This is a genomic window from Pelagibius sp. 7325, assembly GCF_037652055.1.
Lineage (GTDB): Bacteria > Pseudomonadota > Alphaproteobacteria > Kiloniellales > Kiloniellaceae > Pelagibius.
In genome coordinates this window covers 37999-55987 of record NZ_JBBKAH010000008.1, presented here as the reverse complement: position 1 = coordinate 55987, position 17989 = coordinate 37999, and the positions used below count along the sequence as shown (strand labels likewise).

The 17989-nt window shown below is 67.4% G+C and carries 15 protein-coding genes; 7 read left to right on the top strand and 8 right to left on the bottom strand.

Going from position 1 to position 17989, the window contains the following annotated elements:
* Positions 1-41: 41 nt before the first annotated feature.
* Positions 42-1145, top strand: a complete 1104-nt coding sequence (locus WDC82_RS17520; protein WP_340118663.1) for an efflux RND transporter periplasmic adaptor subunit — start codon at positions 42-44, stop codon at positions 1143-1145.
* Positions 1142-4372: an efflux RND transporter permease subunit gene (locus WDC82_RS17515; RefSeq protein WP_340118662.1), complete on the top strand. Its 3231-nt coding sequence runs from the start codon at positions 1142-1144 to the stop codon at positions 4370-4372. Before WDC82_RS17520 ends, WDC82_RS17515 begins: the two co-directional genes overlap by 4 nt.
* Before the next feature lie 6 nt (positions 4373-4378).
* Here WDC82_RS17515 and WDC82_RS17510 read toward each other — a convergent pair whose 3' ends face one another.
* From WDC82_RS17510 to WDC82_RS17500, 3 genes are all read right to left on the bottom strand, one after another.
* Positions 4379-4969 (bottom strand): hypothetical protein, encoded by a 591-nt coding sequence (locus WDC82_RS17510; RefSeq protein WP_340118661.1) that lies wholly within the window; start codon positions 4967-4969, stop codon positions 4379-4381.
* 162 nt (positions 4970-5131) lie between these two features.
* A complete protein-coding gene (gene pssA / locus WDC82_RS17505) occupies positions 5132-5929 on the bottom strand; it encodes a CDP-diacylglycerol--serine O-phosphatidyltransferase (protein ID WP_340118660.1) in 798 nt (265 codons plus the stop codon).
* Positions 5930-5943: 14 nt separating this feature from the next.
* Positions 5944-6636: a phosphatidylserine decarboxylase gene (locus tag WDC82_RS17500; protein ID WP_340118843.1), complete on the bottom strand. Its 693-nt coding sequence runs from the start codon at positions 6634-6636 to the stop codon at positions 5944-5946.
* A 151-nt stretch (positions 6637-6787) separates the two neighbouring features.
* Between WDC82_RS17500 and WDC82_RS17495 the strand changes: the two genes are divergently transcribed.
* The gene (locus WDC82_RS17495) at positions 6788-7330 is read left to right on the top strand and encodes a hypothetical protein (RefSeq protein WP_340118659.1); all 543 of its coding nucleotides are present in this window, start codon (positions 6788-6790) and stop codon (positions 7328-7330) included.
* A 39-nt stretch (positions 7331-7369) separates the two neighbouring features.
* Here WDC82_RS17495 and WDC82_RS17490 read toward each other — a convergent pair whose 3' ends face one another.
* From WDC82_RS17490 to WDC82_RS17480, 3 genes are all read right to left on the bottom strand, one after another.
* A complete protein-coding gene (locus WDC82_RS17490) occupies positions 7370-8503 on the bottom strand; it encodes an Ig-like domain-containing protein (protein ID WP_340118658.1) in 1134 nt (377 codons plus the stop codon).
* Positions 8504-8634: 131 nt separating this feature from the next.
* Complete coding sequence (locus WDC82_RS17485) at positions 8635-9591, bottom strand: cytochrome c (protein WP_340118657.1); 957 nt, start codon at positions 9589-9591, stop codon at positions 8635-8637.
* Positions 9592-9599: 8 nt separating this feature from the next.
* Positions 9600-10127 (bottom strand): cytochrome c, encoded by a 528-nt coding sequence (locus WDC82_RS17480; RefSeq protein WP_340118656.1) that lies wholly within the window; start codon positions 10125-10127, stop codon positions 9600-9602.
* A gap of 246 nt (positions 10128-10373) precedes the next feature.
* On the opposite strand from WDC82_RS17480, the gene WDC82_RS17475 reads away from it, so the two are divergent.
* The 3 genes from WDC82_RS17475 to WDC82_RS17465 all read left to right on the top strand — a co-directional run bounded on the left by WDC82_RS17475 (position 10374) and on the right by WDC82_RS17465 (position 12899).
* Complete coding sequence (locus tag WDC82_RS17475) at positions 10374-10955, top strand: TIGR00730 family Rossman fold protein (RefSeq protein ID WP_340118655.1); 582 nt, start codon at positions 10374-10376, stop codon at positions 10953-10955.
* 120 nt (positions 10956-11075) lie between these two features.
* Positions 11076-12290, top strand: a complete 1215-nt coding sequence (locus WDC82_RS17470; protein WP_340118654.1) for an NADP-dependent isocitrate dehydrogenase — start codon at positions 11076-11078, stop codon at positions 12288-12290.
* Positions 12291-12380: 90 nt separating this feature from the next.
* Positions 12381-12899, top strand: coding sequence for a peptidylprolyl isomerase (locus tag WDC82_RS17465; RefSeq protein WP_340118653.1), 519 nt, complete (start codon positions 12381-12383; stop codon positions 12897-12899).
* Positions 12900-13007: 108 nt separating this feature from the next.
* Here WDC82_RS17465 and alaS read toward each other — a convergent pair whose 3' ends face one another.
* Entirely contained in the window at positions 13008-15671 is a 2664-nt protein-coding gene (gene alaS, locus WDC82_RS17460; RefSeq protein WP_340118652.1) for an alanine--tRNA ligase, read from the bottom strand.
* A 295-nt stretch (positions 15672-15966) separates the two neighbouring features.
* Here alaS and WDC82_RS17455 point away from each other — a divergent pair, with 295 nt between their 5' ends.
* The gene (locus WDC82_RS17455) at positions 15967-16620 is read left to right on the top strand and encodes an invasion associated locus B family protein (RefSeq protein WP_340118651.1); all 654 of its coding nucleotides are present in this window, start codon (positions 15967-15969) and stop codon (positions 16618-16620) included.
* Positions 16621-16741: 121 nt separating this feature from the next.
* Here WDC82_RS17455 and recA read toward each other — a convergent pair whose 3' ends face one another.
* The gene (gene recA / locus WDC82_RS17450) at positions 16742-17833 is read right to left on the bottom strand and encodes a recombinase RecA (RefSeq protein WP_340118650.1); all 1092 of its coding nucleotides are present in this window, start codon (positions 17831-17833) and stop codon (positions 16742-16744) included.
* Positions 17834-17989 lie beyond the last annotated feature (156 nt).

Genomic DNA, 17989 nt, shown 5'->3' with positions numbered 1-17989 from the left:
CCGGGCCGGCCCCTGGCCGCCCGAAGCAAGAGTCCCGCGCAATGAAACGGTCCCTCCTCTTTGCCGTGCTGCTGGCCATCGGCGCCACGCTCTGGGTGCTCTCCGGCCAGTTCGGCGAGACCGGCAGCGCGCCCGAAGCGCAGAAGCCGCCGGTCGACCTGACCGCGCTCAACGCGCCGCCGCTGGTGCGCGTGCGGCCCTCGACCGCCGAGCCCCACGCGGTCATCGACCTGCTGCGCGGCCGCACCGAAGCCAACCGCCTGGTCGAGATCCGCTCGGAGACCGACGGGCGGATCGTCGAGCTGAGCGTCGAGGACGGCACCCGGGTCACCGCCGGCGAGGTCATCGCCAAGCTGGCGGCCGGCGACCGCCCGGCCCGCCTGGCCGAAGCCAAGGCCCTGCTAGCACAGCGCAAGATCGAGCACGAGGCCGACCGCAAGCTGTCGCAGAAAGGCTTCCGCGCCGAAACCCAGGTGGCGGCCACGCAGGCATCGCTGGAGGCGGCCGAGGCCGCAGTGAAGATCGCCGAGGTGGAGCTCAGCTACACGACCATCCGCGCGCCCTTCGACGGCGTCGTCGACCAGCGCATGGTCGAGATCGGCGACTTCGTCGACCGCGCCGATCCCATCGCCCAGCTGGTCGAGCTCGACCCCATGCTGATCGTCACCCAGGTGAACGAGCGTGACGTGCAGCGCCTCACCCTCGGCACGCCCGGTCAGGCGCGCCTGATGACCGGTGAGACCGTGGCCGGATTCATCCGCCACATCTCCGCCGTCGCCGACGAGGCGACCCGCACCTTCCGCGTCGAGCTGGAAGTGCCGAACCCCGCCCACAGCATCTCCGCCGGCATGACGGCCGAGATCGCGCTGCCGCTCAGCGAGGTCAAGGCGCACCGGGTCTCGCCCGCCGTGCTGACGCTGTCCGATGCCGGCGACATCGGCGTCAAGACGGTCGATGCCGACAGCCGCGTGGTGTTTCATCCCGTCAAGATCGTCGACACCGACGCCGAAGGCATGTGGATCACCGGCCTGCCGGACGAGGCCACCCTGATCACCGTCGGCCAGGAGTACGTCGGCAACGGCGACACGGTGCGCGGCGTGTCGGAATCCGAGATCGAGCAGAACCTGGAGGGGCTGTCGTCGTGAACGCGATCATCGACGCCGCCATCTCCCACAGCCGCACGGTCATCCTGACCCTGGTGCTGATCCTGGTCGCCGGCACCGTCGCCTACCAGACAATCCCCAAGGAAGACTCGCCCGACGTCAACATCCCGACGCTCTACGTCAGCATGGTGCACGAAGGTATCTCGCCGGAGGACGCCGAGCGCCTGCTCATCAAGCCGATGGAAAAAGAGCTGCGCGCCATCGAAGGCGTTAAGGAGATGACCTCCACCGCTTACCTGGGCGGCGCCAACGTGGTGATGGAGTTCGACGCCGGCTTCGATGCCGACATGGCGCTGATCGACGTGCGCGAGAAGGTCGATCTCGCCAAGGCGGAGCTGCCGGAAGACGCCGAAGAACCGACGGTCCACGAGATCAACCTGTCGCTCTTCCCGGTGCTCACCGTCTCGCTGTCGGGCAGCGCGCCGGAGCGCACCCTGCTGCGCATCGCGCGCGACCTGCAGGACCGCATCGAAGGCATCTCAAGCGTGCTGGAGGCCGAGATCGTCGGCGACCGCGACGAGTTGCTGGAGGTCATCATCGATCCCCTGGCGCTGGAGAGCTACAACCTCGACGCCGAGGACATCCTCACCATGGTGTCGAAGTCCAACCTGGTGATCGCCGCCGGCTCGCTGGACACCGGCCAGGGCCGCTTCGCGGTAAAGGTGCCCGGCCTGTTCGAGACCATGGAGGACATCGTCAACCTGCCGGTGAAGGTCAGCGGCGACGCGGTCGTACGCTTCCGCGACATCGCCACCCTGCACCGCACCTTCAAGGACTCCGACGGCTACGCGCGGCTCAACGGCCAGCCTTCCCTCGCGCTCGAGGTGTCCAAGCGGACCGGCGAGAACATCATCGAGACCATCGAGCAGGTGCGCGCGGTGGTCGAGGCATCGCGCGACACCTGGCCCTCGACGGTCAGCGTCGCCTACAGCCAGGACAAGTCGACCGATATCCGCAACAACCTGCTGGACCTGCAGAACAACGTGCTGAGTGCGATCCTGCTGGTCATGGTGGTGGTGGTCGCGGCCCTGGGCATCCGCTCGGCCTGCTTCGTCGGCATCGCCATCCCGGGCTCTTTCCTCACCGGCATCCTGGTGCTGGCGGTGGCCGGCCTGACGGTCAACATCGTGGTGCTGTTCGCCCTCATCCTGGCCGTCGGCATGCTGGTCGACGGCGCCATCGTGGTGACCGAGTACGCCGACCGCAAGATGAGCGAGGGGCTGCCGAAGAAGGAGGCCTACGCCCTGGCCGGCAAGCGCATGGCCTGGCCGATCATCGCCGCCACGGCGACCACGCTGGCCGCTTTCCTGCCGCTGATGTTCTGGCCGGGCACGGTCGGCGAGTTCATGAAGTTCCTGCCGCTGACCCTGATCGCGACGCTGACCGCCTCGCTGGCCATGGCCTTGATCTTCGTGCCCACCCTCGGCTCGGTGTTCGGCAAGGCCGGCGGCGCCGCCGACCCGGAGACCATGAAGGCGCTGGCCGCCGGCGAGAGCGGCGACCTCAACGACATCAAGGGCTGGACCGGGCGCTACCTCAAAGTCCTGAATGCCGCGCTCAACCACCCGGGCAAGATCCTGCTGGCCGCTGTGGCGTCGCTGGTCCTGGTGATGGGTGCCTACGCCACCTTCGGGCGCGGCGTCGAGTTCTTCCCGGACGTGGAGCCGCAGAACGCCGTGCTGCAGCTCCACGCGCGCGGCAACCTCTCGGTCGACGAGCGCGACGCCCTGGTCCGCCAGGTCGAGCAGGTCGTGCTGGCGATCCAGCGCGAGCACGGCGAGTTCCACGCCATCACCTCGCAGTCCATGGCTTCCTCCGGTCAGCAGGGCGGCGATGAGGCGGAAGACGTCATCGGCAAGATCACCCTGGAGTTCACAGACTGGTTCACACGCCGGCCGGCCGACGAGATCCTGGGCGAGATCCGCCGGCGCAGCGAGATCTTCGCCGGCATCTTCGTCGAGGCCCGCAAGGAAGAAGCCGGCCCGCCGGTCGGCAAGCCGGTGCAGGTCGAGGTCTCCTCCTCCAATCCGGCGCTCATCGAGCCGGCGGTCAAGCGCATCGCCCAGGCGATGGCCGAGATGGACGGCTTCATCGACATCGAGGACGGCGCCCAGATCCCCGGCATCGAGTGGGAGCTGTCGGTCGACCGCGCGCAGGCCGCCAAGTTCGGCGCCGATATCAGCTTGATCGGCAGCTACGTGCGGATGATCACCAACGGCATGAAGCTCGGCGAGTACCGACCCGACGACAGCAGCGAAGAAATCGACATCGTGGTGCGCCTGCCCGAGGCTTATCGCACCATCGAGCAGCTCGACCGCATCCGCATGCAGACTTCCGCCGGCCTGGTGCCGATCTCCAACTTCGTGACCCGCTTGCCCAAGCAGAAGGTCGGCCAGCTGAAGCGCACCGACGGCAACCGCGCCATGACGGTGAAGGCCGACGTGGCGCCCGGCCTGCTGGTCGACGACAAGGTGCAGCAGGTTCGCAGCTGGCTGGCGAGCCAGCAGTTCGATTCGCGCCTCACCTTTCAGTTCAAGGGTGAGGACGAGGAGCAGAAAGCCGCTTCCGATTTCCTCGGCAAGGCTTTCGCGGTCGCCCTCTTCCTCATGGCGATCATCCTGGTGACGCAGTTCAACAGCTTCTACAGCGCGGGCCTGATCCTCAGCGCGGTCATCATGTCCACCGTCGGCGTGATGATCGGCCTGCTGGTCACCCACCAGCCCTTCGGCATCGTCATGTCGGGCATCGGCGTCATCGCGCTGGCGGGCATCGTGGTGAACAACAACATCGTGCTGATCGACACCTTCGACCGCCTGCGCGAGACCACGCAATCGGCACGCGAGGCGATCCTGCGCACCGGTGCCCAGCGCCTGCGCCCCGTGATGCTGACCACGATCACCACCATCCTGGGCCTCATGCCCATGGTGCTGGCCATGAACATCGACTTCTTCTCGCGCACGGTGCAAATCGGCGCGCCCTCGACCCAGTGGTGGCGCCAGCTGTCCACCGCCATCGTCTTCGGCCTGACCTTCGCGACCCTGCTGACCCTGGTGGTGACGCCCTCGGCGCTGATGGTGCGCGCAAACCTCAGCGCCTGGCGGGCGCGCCGCCGCGACCGGGGGGCGGCAAAGCGGACGGACGCGGACGCCGACGCCAAGACGCGCGGCAACGACAAGGCCGGCCGCCCGATCTCCGAAGCCGCGGAATAAGGCCTGTCAGCGCGGCGCGCCACCGGCGCCGGGCTGGAGCTTCAGCGCCGGCACGCTCCAGGGCTGCGCGGGGGCGGTATCAGAATGGTCGAAGCCGCGCAGCGTTTCCGGCAGCGCGAGCCCCAGGCCGATCGCATTCAGGTCGATGACGACGAACAATGCCTCGGGCTGGTCGCCGGCGCCGAGCGGCATGACCAGACGCCGATAGGCCAGCCAGCTGTGGTTCGGCCAGGGGAAGCGTCCTTCGTTGTAGGTGCAGCAGCCCTCGCGCGCGGCCAGGCCGTACTCGGAAAAGCAAAAGGTGAAGTCCGGCGAGCTGCCGACACCCCGCAGCAGCTCGCCGACGGTCATGCCGGTGAGATGCTGCCCCGTCGCCTGCTCGACGGCGGTGCCGACATTCACGAAACGCAGGGAATCGAGATCCCGATAGGGCCGGTCGATGCGGCAAAAAGCCGTGTTGGCCGCGGCGCTGCGCAACACGTCCAGCGTGATCTCTTCGCGCCGCGGCCAGGACCGCCGGGCGCGCTGCTGGTTCCAGAATTCGTAGAACGGCCTGAGGCGCCGGTGAGGAATTTGGTGCGAATCGGAAATCTTCATCCGCCGTCCCAACAATCAAAACGCGTACACCGAAAAGCCTAGCACCGCGGGGTTAACGGGAACCACCCCCGACCGCGGGAAGGCTTCTCAACCCAAGATTGCTTAACTTTGGCAGGTATTTGCCTTTCGCGGGGACAACGACGCGCCGCCGCTGGCAGGCTGCTAGATTTCGTCTTCCGGCAACACCGGATCGTCGGGCGTCTCCGCGACTCCGGCGCGCAGATCGCGGCGGTGTTGCAGCACCGAGAAGGGAATGCTGAGGAGGTAAATCACGGTGATCAGCGTCACCGTCACCCAGGTCTCGCTGATCAGCAGGGCGATGAACAGCACCAGCCCGATCAGCACGAAGAGCCGGGCCGGCGCGCGCAGCCTCAGCTTCTTGGCCGAGAAGGTCGGCACCCGGCTGACCATCAGCAAGGCCACCGCCAGCAGGGTGATCGCGTTCAGGAAATCGCTGCGCACCAGGCTGTCGCCGAACACGAAGCTCATGATCAGCGGCAGCATCGCGAGCCCGGCGGCGGCCGGCGCCGGCACGCCGACGAAATAGCGCGAGGCCAGTGGTGTCGGGTTCTCCTCCCCCAGCGCGGTGTTGAAGCGCGCCAGGCGCAGGGCGCAGCAGGCGGCGTAGACCAGGCAAGCGGCCCAGCCGATGCCGCCGGCATCCGACAGCGTCCAGAGATAAATCAAAATGGCCGGCGTGACGCCGAAAGCGATGACATCGGACAGCGAGTCGAGCTGGGCGCCCAACTCGCTGGTTGCCCCCATCAGGCGCGCGATGCGCCCGTCGAGGGCGTCAAACAGCATGGCCACAAGCACCGCCACCACCGCGACCTCCCAGCGGTCCTGCAGCGCAAAGCGGATCGCCGTCAGGCCGGAGCACAGTGCCAGCAGGGTCAAGGCATTGGGAATCAACCGATTGATGGACAGCGCCGTCACCCGGCGGCGGCGGAAGCGCGCCATGTGGAACCTCCTTCCTAACGTTCCTCGCCCTGCCGGGCGGTCTCGTCGGATTGCAGGTCCGCGATCACCGTCTCACCGGCGACGGCGGTCTGATAGGGCACCACCAGCGGATGGACGCCTTCGGGCAGGTAGACGTCCATACGGCTGCCGAAGCGGATGAGCCCGAAGACCTGCCCGGCGCGCACCGGCTCGCCCAGCTTCGCGTGGCAGACGATGCGCCGCGCCACCAGGCCGGCGATCTGCACGAAACCGAGGTCGACGCCGTCGTAAGTGGTCACCTTCAAGGCCATCCGTTCGTTGTCTTCCGAAGCCTTATCGAGGGCGGCGTTGACGAACTTGCCGGGTCGGTAAGACAGCGCCGTGATGGTGCCGTCCAGCGGTACCCGGTTGATGTGCACATTGAAGATATTGAGGAAGATCGAGATGCGGGTGAGCGGCTGGTCGCCCAGCTCCAACTCCGGCGGCGGCACCGCGCGTTCGATCGGCATCACCATGCCGTCGGCCGGCGCGATGACGAGGCCGACTCGCGTCGGGGTGACCCGCGGCGGATTGCGGAAAAAATAGGCACAGTAGGCCGCGGCCAGCAGGCCGAGCCAGAACAGCGGCTCCCACAGCAACCCGAGCAGCACAGCGGCCGCCAGGGCGATTCCGATGAAGGGCCAGCCGGCCCGGTGGATCGGCACGATAACGCTTCGAAACACGCGGATTTCCTGTCAGTTGCGGCGAATCGCTCAATCCCTACTAAAACACGCGGCGGCAGGGCAAGCAGTCGAAAAATCGCCTGAGAATGGTACTTTACCGAACCTTAAAAGCTCGCGTGCTACTCAACGTGTCATTATTCCTAGGGGAGCTAAGCCTTTGGACGACAAGGGCATCGAGGCGAGTGATTCAGCGGGCGCGGCGGGCTCCGGCAAGTCGGCCGTGCAGCAGGTCGCCAGCGCCACACTGCCTCTGGAGGTTGGAAGCGTCGCCCTGGGCGACGACGGCCACATCCGCCGCAGCGATGAAGACCGCCCGCTCTTCTTCCGTTTCAGCGCCTGCGGCATCGGATTCGAGGCCCATCTGGACAACCATGCGGCGCCGCTGCGCGTGCGGGCCAACCTGGGCAAGCTGCCGTTCAGCGCCGAGTCTCCGGAAGCCCGGCGGCTGGCCCGAACCGTCATCGCCGCCACCGACCGCCTGCGCCGCGGCCACATTCTGCTGACGGCGGAGCAGGACATGGTGCTGGAAGGCGAACTGACCCCACCGAGCCCGCGCACGCCGGTGAGCGTCATCGCCACCGCCGTCAGCCTGATCCTCGACTTCAAGCCCTATCTCGACCTGCTGGGCGAGGCCGTCGCCATCCGGCGCAGCCCGCCGCAGTCGAGCGACGACGCCGAACCCGCGCCCGCCAAAGCCTGATCCGCCTGTCGCGGCGTGCGTCGCTTGTGAAAATCAGCGTCAGTTGATCTTGGGAATCTCGAAGACCTGGCCGGGATAGATCAGGTCCGGATCGCGGATCTGTTCGCGGTTGGCCTGATAGATCACCGAGTATTGCAGCCCCCGCCCATAGGTGCGCCGCGCGATGCGCCACAGCGAGTTGCCCGGCTGGACGATGACGATTTCCTCCCCCGCCACCGGCACCCGCGCCGCCTCGCGCGAGAACGGCGTCTCCACGCGGGCGGTGACGCTGCCGCCGCCGTCCACCTGGTCGACGCGCAGGGCGTGCAGGCCTTCGGCCACGGGCTCCTGCGGCGCGTGGCTCCAGCGGCCTTCGGGGCCGGCGACGGTGTCGCCGACCAGCTTGTTGTTGAGATACAGCAGCATGCGGCTGCCCGGTGCCGCGCGGCCACCGATGACCGCCTGCCCGTTCTCGTCATAGTCGACGCTGTCGAGCACGAGGTCGCCCTGGGCGATGCCGTCCTCCTCCTGCGGCAGCACCTTGCTGGCGCCGCCGTCGCGCGGCGTCAGCACCGCCAGCACCTGCTGCTGCGGCTGCGCCGACGCGTCCGCTGCGGCGGCCTGGGAGGGCGATTGCCCAGTCTCGGGCAAAGCAGACTGGGGCAGCGCAGACCGGGGCGCGGCGGCCGCAGGCTCCGGCACCACGACCACGACGACTTCATCCGACAGGCGCGCCTCGCCTTCGACGCCCTGGGCGGCGATGCCGATCTCATGGCTGCCCGGCGCCAGCGGCTTGTCGGCGACGATGGCCCAACTGCCGCTGGCATCGGCCCTCGCGGTGCCGATGGCGGTACCGTCCTCAGTGCTCACCGTCACCTCGCTGTCAGGTGCCGCGCGCCCGGCGATCACCGTCTCGCCGGTCTTTTCGATGCGCACGACGTCGAAGCTGGGCGCCTCGTCCTGCGGCGCGCCCGCCGGGTCCGACGCGGCCGCCGTATTGTCCGGGGTTGCGTTCGGCTCCGCCTTGCGCGGCATGACTTGGATGACCGGACGCCCGCTGTCGGCGCCGCTGTCGCCGGCGGCGGGTGGCGCCGGCGGCGCGGGAGATGTGCTGTCGGCGGCCGGCGCGGCGGGCGTGGTGGCGGCGAGCCGTTCCGTTTCCGACTCATCACCGCCGAGCAGGAAGAACGCCAACAGGGCCGCCCCCATAACGGCGGCCGCACCGATTGCGATCAGAACCCTTTGCAAATCACCTAGCCTCCGCACCCCCAAGCCAGAAACCCTAGTACGCGGGCGGCGCGGGCGCAATGGCAGGCCGTGCGGCCTCAGGGCGTGGCTAGAGCCGGTAAACTCTTGAGATAGTTGGCAATTGCGGCCAGATCCTGGTCCGTCAGCTTGCCCGTGGAGTTTTCGATCACCTCGCCCATTGCCTCTCCGAGGAAGTCGCCATCGGGCGTAATCCCGGATTTCAACGCATAGGCGATGTCCGATTCGCTCCAGTCACCGAGCCCGCCGGGGCCCGGCGTGAGGTTAGGTATCTTGCCCCCCTCGGGACCCTGCGGATTGCCGGCGAGTTCGCGGCTGGTGTCCACCGCGCCGAGAAAGCCGCGCGGCGAATGGCACTCGCCGCAGTGGCCGAGGTGCCGCACCAGGTAGGCGCCGCGGTTCCACGTTGCATCCCTGCCCGCCTCGGGCGTGAAGGCGGCGCTGTCATGGTAGAGCGCCTGCCAGATGCCGAGGGTGAAGCGCAGGTTGAAGGGAAAGCCGAGATCGTGGTCGCGATTACTCTGCGTCACCGCCGGCTGCGCCATGAGATAGGCGTAGAGGTCGGCAATGTCCTGGTCGGTCATGCCGGCGTAGGAGGGATAGGGAAACGCCGGATAGTAGGGATCGCCGTCGGGCGAAGTGCCGTCGCGCAGCGCGCGCGCCAGATCGGCCACGCGCCAGGCGCCGATGCCCGTCGCCGGGTCCGGCGTGATGTTGGGCGTGATGAAGGTGCCGAACGGCGTGACCAGGGCCCGCCCGCCGGCCAGCGGCGCGCCGCCCCCTTTGCTGTCGGTGTGGCAGCCGAGACAGCCGGCGGCCTGGAAGACGTAGCGGCCGCGTTCGACCGCCGGGTCCTCCAGCGGCGCCGCCTCGGCCGCGCTGCCGTCCTGTTGGGCGACACCGTGGGGCACGGCGAGCAGCAGCAGCACGGCGGCAAGGACGGCCGGCAGCAGGGCGGGCCTCGCCGCCCGCCCCCACTGCCATTTCAGAAAGCGCAATCCCGTGCCGTTGAGCACCCCGCGGGCTACTCGACCTTCGGGCCGCGGAAGTCTTCGTGGCACCCGCCGCAGCCGTTCTTGCCCATATCGCCGAAAGCGGCCTGCACGGCCGCCATGTCGCCGCCCTTGATGACGCCCGCCAGGTCGGCGCTCTTGGTCTCGAGGATCTTGGCGTCCTCGACGAACGCGTCCCACATCAGCCAGATTTCCGGCTTGCCGCGGTTCTTGCCGACCGCGTCCATTTCGGAAAGGCTCGCCTCGGTCTCGAAGGCGGCAGGAATCTGTCCGGCGAGCTCGTTGATCTTCATCGCCGCCGTCTCCGCGGCGTCGGCGGTGTGTCCACCCTCTCCCTTCACGTACTCGGTGAGGGTCTTCATGTTGCCGCCGATCGACTTCATGAGTTCCTGGCGCTCCTTCACGGCCGCCATCTGCGCCGCGTCGGCAAGCTGCACCAGGTTGCCCTGGGCGGCGATGCCCAGCGAGTTCGCCCCGACGACAACACCGGCAGCAACCGCGACGACGCCCGCGGCCTTGAGGATGCTCTTGCTTTTCATATGACCCGCTCCTTCCTTGTTTACGCCCGCTGTGCGGTCAGCACGCGGGCATAGCGTTTGTTGGTTTCTCAGCGCGCCAATCCGAGCGGCATTCGGACCTAGCCCCGAGGCGACCTGATCTGGATGGGAGTGACAGGCCTGTGCTACAAGGCGATCACGAGAAGTGACGCGCCCCCAGACTACTGAATGGGTGTGTGAATTCAATGACGTCCTGTTCAGGGACCTGCCGGTAACGAGTTTGTGAACATGACCATCCGAGCGCTCTGCGTCTATTGCGGCTCCTCCAGCCAGGTCCGCCCCAGCCACCTGGAAGCCGCCCGGGAACTGGGCACGCTGGCCGCCCGCGCCGCGGTCGACATCGTCTACGGCGGCGGGCGCGTCGGCATGATGGGGGCGGTCGCCGCGGGGGCCCAGGCAGCCGGCGGGCGGGTCGTCGGCATCATCCCGCAGCACCTGGAGGACCTGGAGGCCGGCAACCGCAGCGCCACGGAGTACCTGGTGGTCGATTCGATGCATGCCCGCAAGCAGCTGATGGCCGAGCGCTCCGACGCCTTCTGCGCCCTGCCCGGCGGCCTCGGCACCCTGGACGAGGCCTTCGAGATCATCACCTGGCGCCAGCTGAAGCTGCACGACAAGCCGATCATCTTCGTCAACCTGGAAGGGTTCTGGGACCCGCTGCTGCGCCTTGTCGAGCATCAGACCGCCGAGGGCTACCTGCGCGGCGGCAGTGCCGGGCTGTTCCATGTGGTCGAGCGCGTCGACCAGGTGCTGGAAGCCGCCGCCAACGCCCCGCGCCCCAGCCTGCCCGACAAGATCGAGCGCATGTAGGCCCATCGCGCTTGCGCAGCCGATCTTGCGCAGAGCGGGCAGCCTGCTATCTTGCGCCGCAAAATCCGGCCGCGGACATGCAGTCCCGGCCGTCCTGGTCAGCACTCCCGGAGGAAAAATATGGGGAAAATCAAGGTCAAGGACCCGATTGTCGAGCTCGATGGCGACGAGATGACTCGCATCATCTGGGCGAAAATCAAGGACACGCTGATTCTCCCCTACCTTGACGTCGACCTGAAGTACTACGACCTCTCGGTCGAAAAGCGCGACGAGACCGAGGACCAGATCACCGTCGACGCCGCCGAGGCGATCAAGAAGTACCGTGTCGGCGTGAAGTGCGCGACCATCACCCCGGACGAGGGCCGCGTCGAGGAATTCGGCCTCAAGAAGATGTGGCGCTCGCCCAACGGCACCCTGCGCAACATCATCGGCGGCACCATCTTCCGCCAGCCGATCATCATCAGCAACGTGCCGCGCCTGGTGCCCGGCTGGACCCAGCCCATCGTCATCGGCCGCCATGCCTTCGGCGACCAGTACCGCGCCACCGACTTCAAGGTGCCCGGCCCCGGCAAGCTGACCATGACCTTCCAGCCGGCCGACGGCGGCAAGGCGACCAGCTACGACATCTTCGACTTCCCCGAAGCCGGCGTCGCCATGGGCATGTACAACCTGGACGAGTCGATCCGCGGCTTTGCCAGCGCGTGCCTGAACTACGGCCTCAATCTCGGCTGGCCGGTCTACCTCTCGACCAAGAACACCATCCTCAAGGTCTACGACGGGCGCTTCAAGGACATCTTCCAGGAAGTCTACGACAAGGACTTCAAGAAGGCCTTCGAGGCCAAGGGCATCCACTACGAGCACCGCCTGATCGACGACATGGTGGCGGCCGCGATGAAGTGGTCCGGCGGCTACGTCTGGGCTTGCAAGAACTACGACGGCGACGTGCAGTCCGACACCGTGGCGCAGGGCTTCGGCTCGCTGGGCCTGATGACCTCGGTGCTGATGACGCCCGACGGCAAGACCGTCGAGGCCGAGGCGGCGCACGGCACGGTGACGCGCCACTACCGCCTGCACCAGCAGGGCAAGCCGACCTCGACCAACCCGATCGCCTCGATCTTCGCCTGGACCCGCGGCCTGCACTTCCGCGGCGAGTTCGACGGCACGCCGGAGGTGGTGAAGTTCGCCGAGACGCTGGAGAAGGTCTGCATCCAGACCGTCGAGGACGGCCACATGACCAAGGATCTGGCGCTGCTGATCAGCCCGGACCAGAAGTGGATGACCACCGACGAGTTCATGGAAAAGCTGGACAAAAACCTGCAGAAGGCCATGGGCTGAGCGTGCCCAGGTGCTGACCCTCACCCCCAATACAAGGGAGTTCTTCGCATGAAGTCCCTGTTTTCTCTCATTGCAATTGGATTACTAGCCATGACGATTCAAACCAGCGATGCCGGCGCCGCGCCGGATCCCGAGAACGTCCTGGTCATGGAGCTGAAAGACGGCATCGTGAAGATCGAGATGCTGCCGGACCTCGCCCCACAGCACGTCGAACGCATCAAGACGCTGACGCGCCAGGGCTTTTACGACGGCATCGTGTTCCACCGTGTCATGGAAGGCTTCATGGCGCAGACCGGTGACCCGACCGGCACCGGGCGCGGCGGCTCCGACCTGCCCGACCTGCCGGCCGAGTTCTCCGCCGAGCCCTTCGAGCGCGGCGTCATCGGCATGGCGCGCACCCAGGACCCCAACAGCGCCAACAGCCAGTTCTTCATCACCTTCGCGCCGGCGCGCTTCCTCGACAAGCAGTACACCGTCTGGGGCCGCGTCATCGAAGGCATGGAGTACGTCGACCAGATCAAGAAGGCGCCGCGCGGCGACCAGAGCGGCACGGTGCGCGACCCCGACAAGATCATTTCGCTGAAGGTCGAGGCCGACATCAAGAACTGAAGCGGCGCCTTCAGGGCAGAGCAAACGAAACGGGCCGCGCGAAAGCGCGGCCCGTTTTCTTTTTCACTTACGCGCGGTTCTTACGAGGCGGCCAGCGCGGCCCAGGGCTTACGACGAAGCCGCCAGCGCTGCTTCGATCGCGGCGATGGCCTGCGGCGCCGCGGCGCCGTCGGGGCCGCCGGCCTGGGCCATGTCGGGACGGCCGCCGCCGCCCTTGCCGCCCAGCGCGTCGGAGCCGACCTTCACCAGGTCGACGGCGCTCGCCTTGCCGGTGGCGTCCTCGGTCACGCCGACGACCAGGGAAGCCTTGCCGTCGTTCACCGCGATCAGCACGACGACGCCGCTGCCGATCTTCTTCTTCAGGTCGTCGGCCAGCGGCTTCAAGTCCTTGGCCGGAATGCCGTCCAGCACCTTGGCGGCGAACTTCAGGCCGGCGACCTCGCGGAAGGTCTCTGCTTCGCCGTTGCCGCCACCGCCGCTCGCCAGCTTGCGCCGCAGCTCGCCCATCTCGCGCTCCAGGCGCTTGCGCTCGTCGAGCAGCGCCGAGAGGCGCCCGGGCAACTGGTCGGGCGACACCTTCAGCGCCGAGGCGGCATCGCGCAGCAGCTCTTCCTGGTGCTCGACGTAGCGGCGCGCCGCCTCGCCGACCACCGCTTCGATGCGGCGCACGCCGGCCGCCAGCGCGGTCTCACCGGTCAACTTGAAGAAGCCGATGTCGCCGGTACGGCGCACGTGGGTGCCGCCGCACAGCTCGGTCGAATAGGGCTTGCCGCCCTTGGTGGGATCGCTGCCGCCCATCGACAGCACGCGCACCTCGTCGCCGTACTTCTCGCCGAACAGAGCAAGGGCGCCGGCCTCGATCGCCTCGTCCGTGGTCATGAAGCGGGTCTCAACCGCGGCATTCTTGCGGATGCGGTCGTTCACCTCCGCCTCGACGGCGTGGACATCTTCCGGGGTCAGCGGCTTGGGATGGCTGATGTCGAAGCGCAGGCGGTCCTCGGCGACCAAGGATCCCTTCTGGGTGACGTGCTCGCCCAGGCGCCGGCGCAGGGCCTCGTGCAGCAGGTGGGTTGCCGAGTGGTGCGCGCGCAGCGCGGCGCGGCGGCGCCCGTCGACGCGCATCTCCACCGCCTGGCCGACCTTCAGGCTGCCATGGGTCAGCTTGCCGATATGAACATGCAGGTCGCCCAGCTTCTTCTGGGTGTCTTGCACTTCCATCTCGCCGCCCCCGGCGCTGAACACCGCACCGTGGTCGCCCTGCTGGCCGCCGGACTCGCCGTAGAACGGGGTCTGGTTGGTGACCAGCTGGACCTCGTCGCCGGCCTTGGCCTGCTGGACCTCCTTGCCGTCCACCACCAGGGCGACGATCTGGCCCTCCGCCTCCTCGGCGTCGTAGCCGAGGAACTCGGTGGCGCCCAGGCGCTCGCGCAGCTCGAACCACAAGGATTCGGTGGCCGCCTCGCCGGAGCCCGACCACGCCTTGCGCGCGGCCGCGCGCTGGCGCGCCATGGCCTCATCGAAGCCGGCGGTGTCGACGCCGCGGCCCTGGCCGCGCAGGATGTCCTGCGTCAGATCGAGCGGAAAGCCATAGGTGTCGTAAAGCTTGAAGGCGACCTCGCCGGGCAGCGCCTGGCTGCCGCCGAGCCTGCCGGTCTCTTCCTCCAGCAGCTTCAGGCCGCGGCCGAGGGTATCCTTGAAGCGGCCTTCTTCCAGCTTCAGGGTTTCGGTGACCAGCGCGGAGGCGCGGTTCAGCTCCGGAAAGGCCGCGCCCATCATGCCGGTGAGGGTCGGCACCAGGCGCCACATCAGCGGGTCCTTGCAGCCCAGCTTGTGGGCGTGGCGCATGCCGCGGCGCATGATCCGGCGCAGCACGTAGCCGCGCCCCTCGTTGGACGGCAGCACGCCGTCGGCGATGAGGAAAGCGCTGGCGCGCAGATGATCGGCGATGACCCGGTGGGAGACCGCGTGCTCGCCGTCGGCCGGCTGGCCGGAGGCCTCCGCCGAGGCCTCGATGATGGCGCGCAGCAGGTCGGTGTCGTAGTTGTCGTGCTTGCCCTGCAGCACCGCGGCGATGCGCTCCAGGCCCATGCCGGTGTCGATCGACGGGCGCGGCAGGTCGCGCCGCGTTTCCTTGTCGATCTGCTCGAACTGCATGAAGACGAGATTCCAGATCTCGATGAAGCGGTCGCCGTCCTCGTCGGGGCTGCCCGGCGGGCCGCCGGGGATGTGCGCGCCGTGGTCGTAGAAGATCTCCGAGCAGGGCCCGCAGGGGCCGGTGTCGCCCATGGCCCAGAAGTTGTCCGAGGTGGCGATGCGGATGATGCGCTCCTCGGGCAGGCCGGCGATCTTCTTCCACAGCGCGGCGGCCTCGTCGTCCTCGGAATAGACCGTGACCAGCAGGCGGTCCTTGTTCAGGCCGAACTCCTTGGTCACCAGGTTCCACGCCAGCTCGATGGCGCGGTCCTTGAAATAGTCGCCGAAGGAGAAGTTCCCCAGCATCTCGAAGAAGGTGTGGTGGCGCGCGGTATAGCCGACGTTTTCCAGGTCGTTGTGCTTGCCGCCGGCGCGCACGCACTTCTGCGAGGTCGCAGCGCGGTCGTAGGGCCGCTTTTCGTTGCCGGTGAAGACGTTCTTGAACTGCACCATGCCGGCGTTGGTGAACAGCAGCGTCGGATCGTTGCGCGGCACCAGCGGCGAGGAGCTGACGACCTCGTGGCCGTTGCGCTCGAAGTAGCTCAGGAAGGCTGAGCGGATGTCATTACCGGTCGTCATGATTAGTAGATATTATCCCTTAGCTTGCATCGCAAGCTGGAACCCTTCTAATTTCTAGCGGCGGCCCGCGGTCCCCGCGGATTGCGGGGCGCGCCAGGCGCGCGAAAGCGCAGCGTTGTAGCGTGCCCCAGGGGGGCTGTCCACTGAAAGGCCCTGCAGGGCCCGGCGGTAAAAACGATGAAAGACCCTGGCATTTTGCCGTCCCGCCCCCTATGTGAGGGCCCAGGACAAGCAACCGGGCAGGGTCACAGACTTAGCCTAGCCAAGCCCCGTCGCAGGAGTTAGTTTCACCCCCATGCCTCACTTCGACATGTCGCTCCGCCCTTCCGGCGGCAGCCTTCATCGTGGCCTCAAGCCCGCGGCGCTGTCCGCCGGCCTGACCGCTCTCCTGCGCGGCGCAGCGCTGACGGCCGTTCTCGCCGCCGCCTTGCAGGGTTTCACCACGGGCGCCCAGGCCCAGACGCAACAGCCCGCGCCGGCGCCGCAGGGCCAGGCGCCGGCCGCGCCGGACCAGCAGTTCGGCGACTGGATGCGGCGCTGCACGCCCAATCCGCCGCCGCAGGCCTCGCCGCCGCCAGCCGGCAAGCAGGAGGTCTGCTTCCTCATCCAGCAGGTCTCGGACCGCAACACGCAGAACCCGATCCTCAAGATCACCATCGGCTTCTTCGGCCCCCAGCGCCAGGCCGGCGCGGTGATCGCCATGCCGCTGGGCGTGCCGCTGACGCAAGGCCTGCAGCTCAGCGTCGACGGCGCGGAGATCCGCCAGGTGCCCTTCCAGGTCTGCCGCCGCGACGGCTGCACGGCTTTCGTGCCGCTGAATGAACCGGCGGTCAGCGCCTTCAAGGCCGGCGCCCAGGCGGTCGCGAGGGTCGACAACGGCCAGGGCGAAGGGCTGAACCTGCCGATCTCGCTGGCGGGATTCACCGCCGGTTACGGATCGATCCAGTAATATCTGAGACAAGCCCCATAAGTAGCTGACTTAGAAAAAGAAAACGGGCCCTTTCGGGCCCGTTTTTTCGTTGGCTTGGGGCACCCACCTCACCTGAGATCTCAGGTGAGGTGCCGCCGGATCAGGAGGCTTCGGCTTCCTCGCCGCTCCCCTCGTCTCCCTCGCCGTCGGGGCCTTCCAGCATCGCTGCCGACACCAGTCCGGCGTTCGCGCGGATCTTCGCTTCGATCTGCTGGGCGATCTCCGGATTCTCCTTGAGGAAGGTCTTGGCATTCTCGCGGCCCTGCCCGATGCGCTGGCCTTCGTAGGAGAACCAGGCGCCGGCCTTGTCGACGATGTTGGCCTGCACGCCGAGGTCCAGCAGCTCGCCGGTCTTGGAGATGCCCTGGCCGTAGGTGATGTCGAACTCGACGACACGGAAGGGCGGCGCCATCTTGTTCTTCACCACCTTCACCCGGGTCTGGTTGCCGACCACGACGTCGCGGTCCTTAATGGCACCGATGCGGCGGATGTCGAGACGCACCGAGGAATAGAACTTCAGCGCGTTGCCGCCGGTGGTGGTCTCCGGGTTGCCGAACATGACGCCGATCTTCATGCGGATCTGGTTGATGAAGATCACCAGGGTATGGGACTTGGAGATCGACGCGGTCAGCTTGCGCAGCGCCTGGCTCATGAGACGCGCGTGCAGGCCGGGCAGCGAATCACCCATCTCGCCTTCCAGCTCGGCCCGCGGCACCAGGGCCGCCACCGAGTCGATCACCAGCACGTCGATGGCGCCGGAGCGCACCAGGGTGTCGGCGATCTCCAGCGCCTGCTCGCCGGCGTCCGGCTGGGAAATCAGCAGCTCCTCGACATTGCAGCCCAGCTTGCCGGCATAGACCGGATCCAGCGCATGCTCGGCATCGACAAAGGCGCAGGTGCCGCCGCCCTTCTGGGCCTCGGCCACGACGTGAAGCGCCAGGGTGGTCTTGCCCGAGCTTTCCGGGCCGTAGATCTCGACGACACGCCCGCGCGGCAGCCCGCCGATGCCAAGCCCGATGTCGAGCCCCAGGGAGCCGGTGGAGATCACCTCGGCCTCGACCACCTGGTCGGCGCCGAGCTTCATGATCGAGCCCTTGCCGAAGGCCCGCTCGATCTGCCCCAGGGCCGCGTCCAACGCCTTCTTCTTGTCCACCGTGTCTTTCTCCACCAACCGTAGTGCGTTCTGAGCCATGGGCTTGAGCTCCCTTATGTCATAGGGGGTGAGGGACTGCAATGCAGCCCATCTGTACCAGCTTTGTTCTCATCGCGTCCAGCAAAAAGCGGATCAAAATGAGAACATTCCCTAAAAGTTGAGACAAATTGCCCTAGTTGGTGATGTCCGGGGCCG

Excerpts from the sequence above, each read along its gene's own strand:
- WDC82_RS17520 (WP_340118663.1), top strand. The coding sequence starts at position 42 with ATGAAACGGTCCCTCCTCTTTGCCGTGCTGCTGGCCATCGGCGCCACG.
- WDC82_RS17510 (WP_340118661.1), bottom strand. The coding sequence starts at position 4,969 with ATGAAGATTTCCGATTCGCACCAAATTCCTCACCGGCGCCTCAGGCCG.
- pssA (WP_340118660.1), bottom strand. The coding sequence starts at position 5,929 with ATGGCGCGCTTCCGCCGCCGCCGGGTGACGGCGCTGTCCATCAATCGG.
- WDC82_RS17480 (WP_340118656.1), bottom strand. The coding sequence starts at position 10,127 with ATGAAAAGCAAGAGCATCCTCAAGGCCGCGGGCGTCGTCGCGGTTGCT.
- WDC82_RS17475 (WP_340118655.1), top strand. The coding sequence starts at position 10,374 with ATGACCATCCGAGCGCTCTGCGTCTATTGCGGCTCCTCCAGCCAGGTC.
- WDC82_RS17470 (WP_340118654.1), top strand. The coding sequence starts at position 11,076 with ATGGGGAAAATCAAGGTCAAGGACCCGATTGTCGAGCTCGATGGCGAC.
- WDC82_RS17465 (WP_340118653.1), top strand. The coding sequence starts at position 12,381 with ATGACGATTCAAACCAGCGATGCCGGCGCCGCGCCGGATCCCGAGAAC.
- alaS (WP_340118652.1), bottom strand. The coding sequence starts at position 15,671 with ATGACGACCGGTAATGACATCCGCTCAGCCTTCCTGAGCTACTTCGAG.
- WDC82_RS17455 (WP_340118651.1), top strand. The coding sequence starts at position 15,967 with ATGCCTCACTTCGACATGTCGCTCCGCCCTTCCGGCGGCAGCCTTCAT.
- recA (WP_340118650.1), bottom strand. The coding sequence starts at position 17,833 with ATGGCTCAGAACGCACTACGGTTGGTGGAGAAAGACACGGTGGACAAG.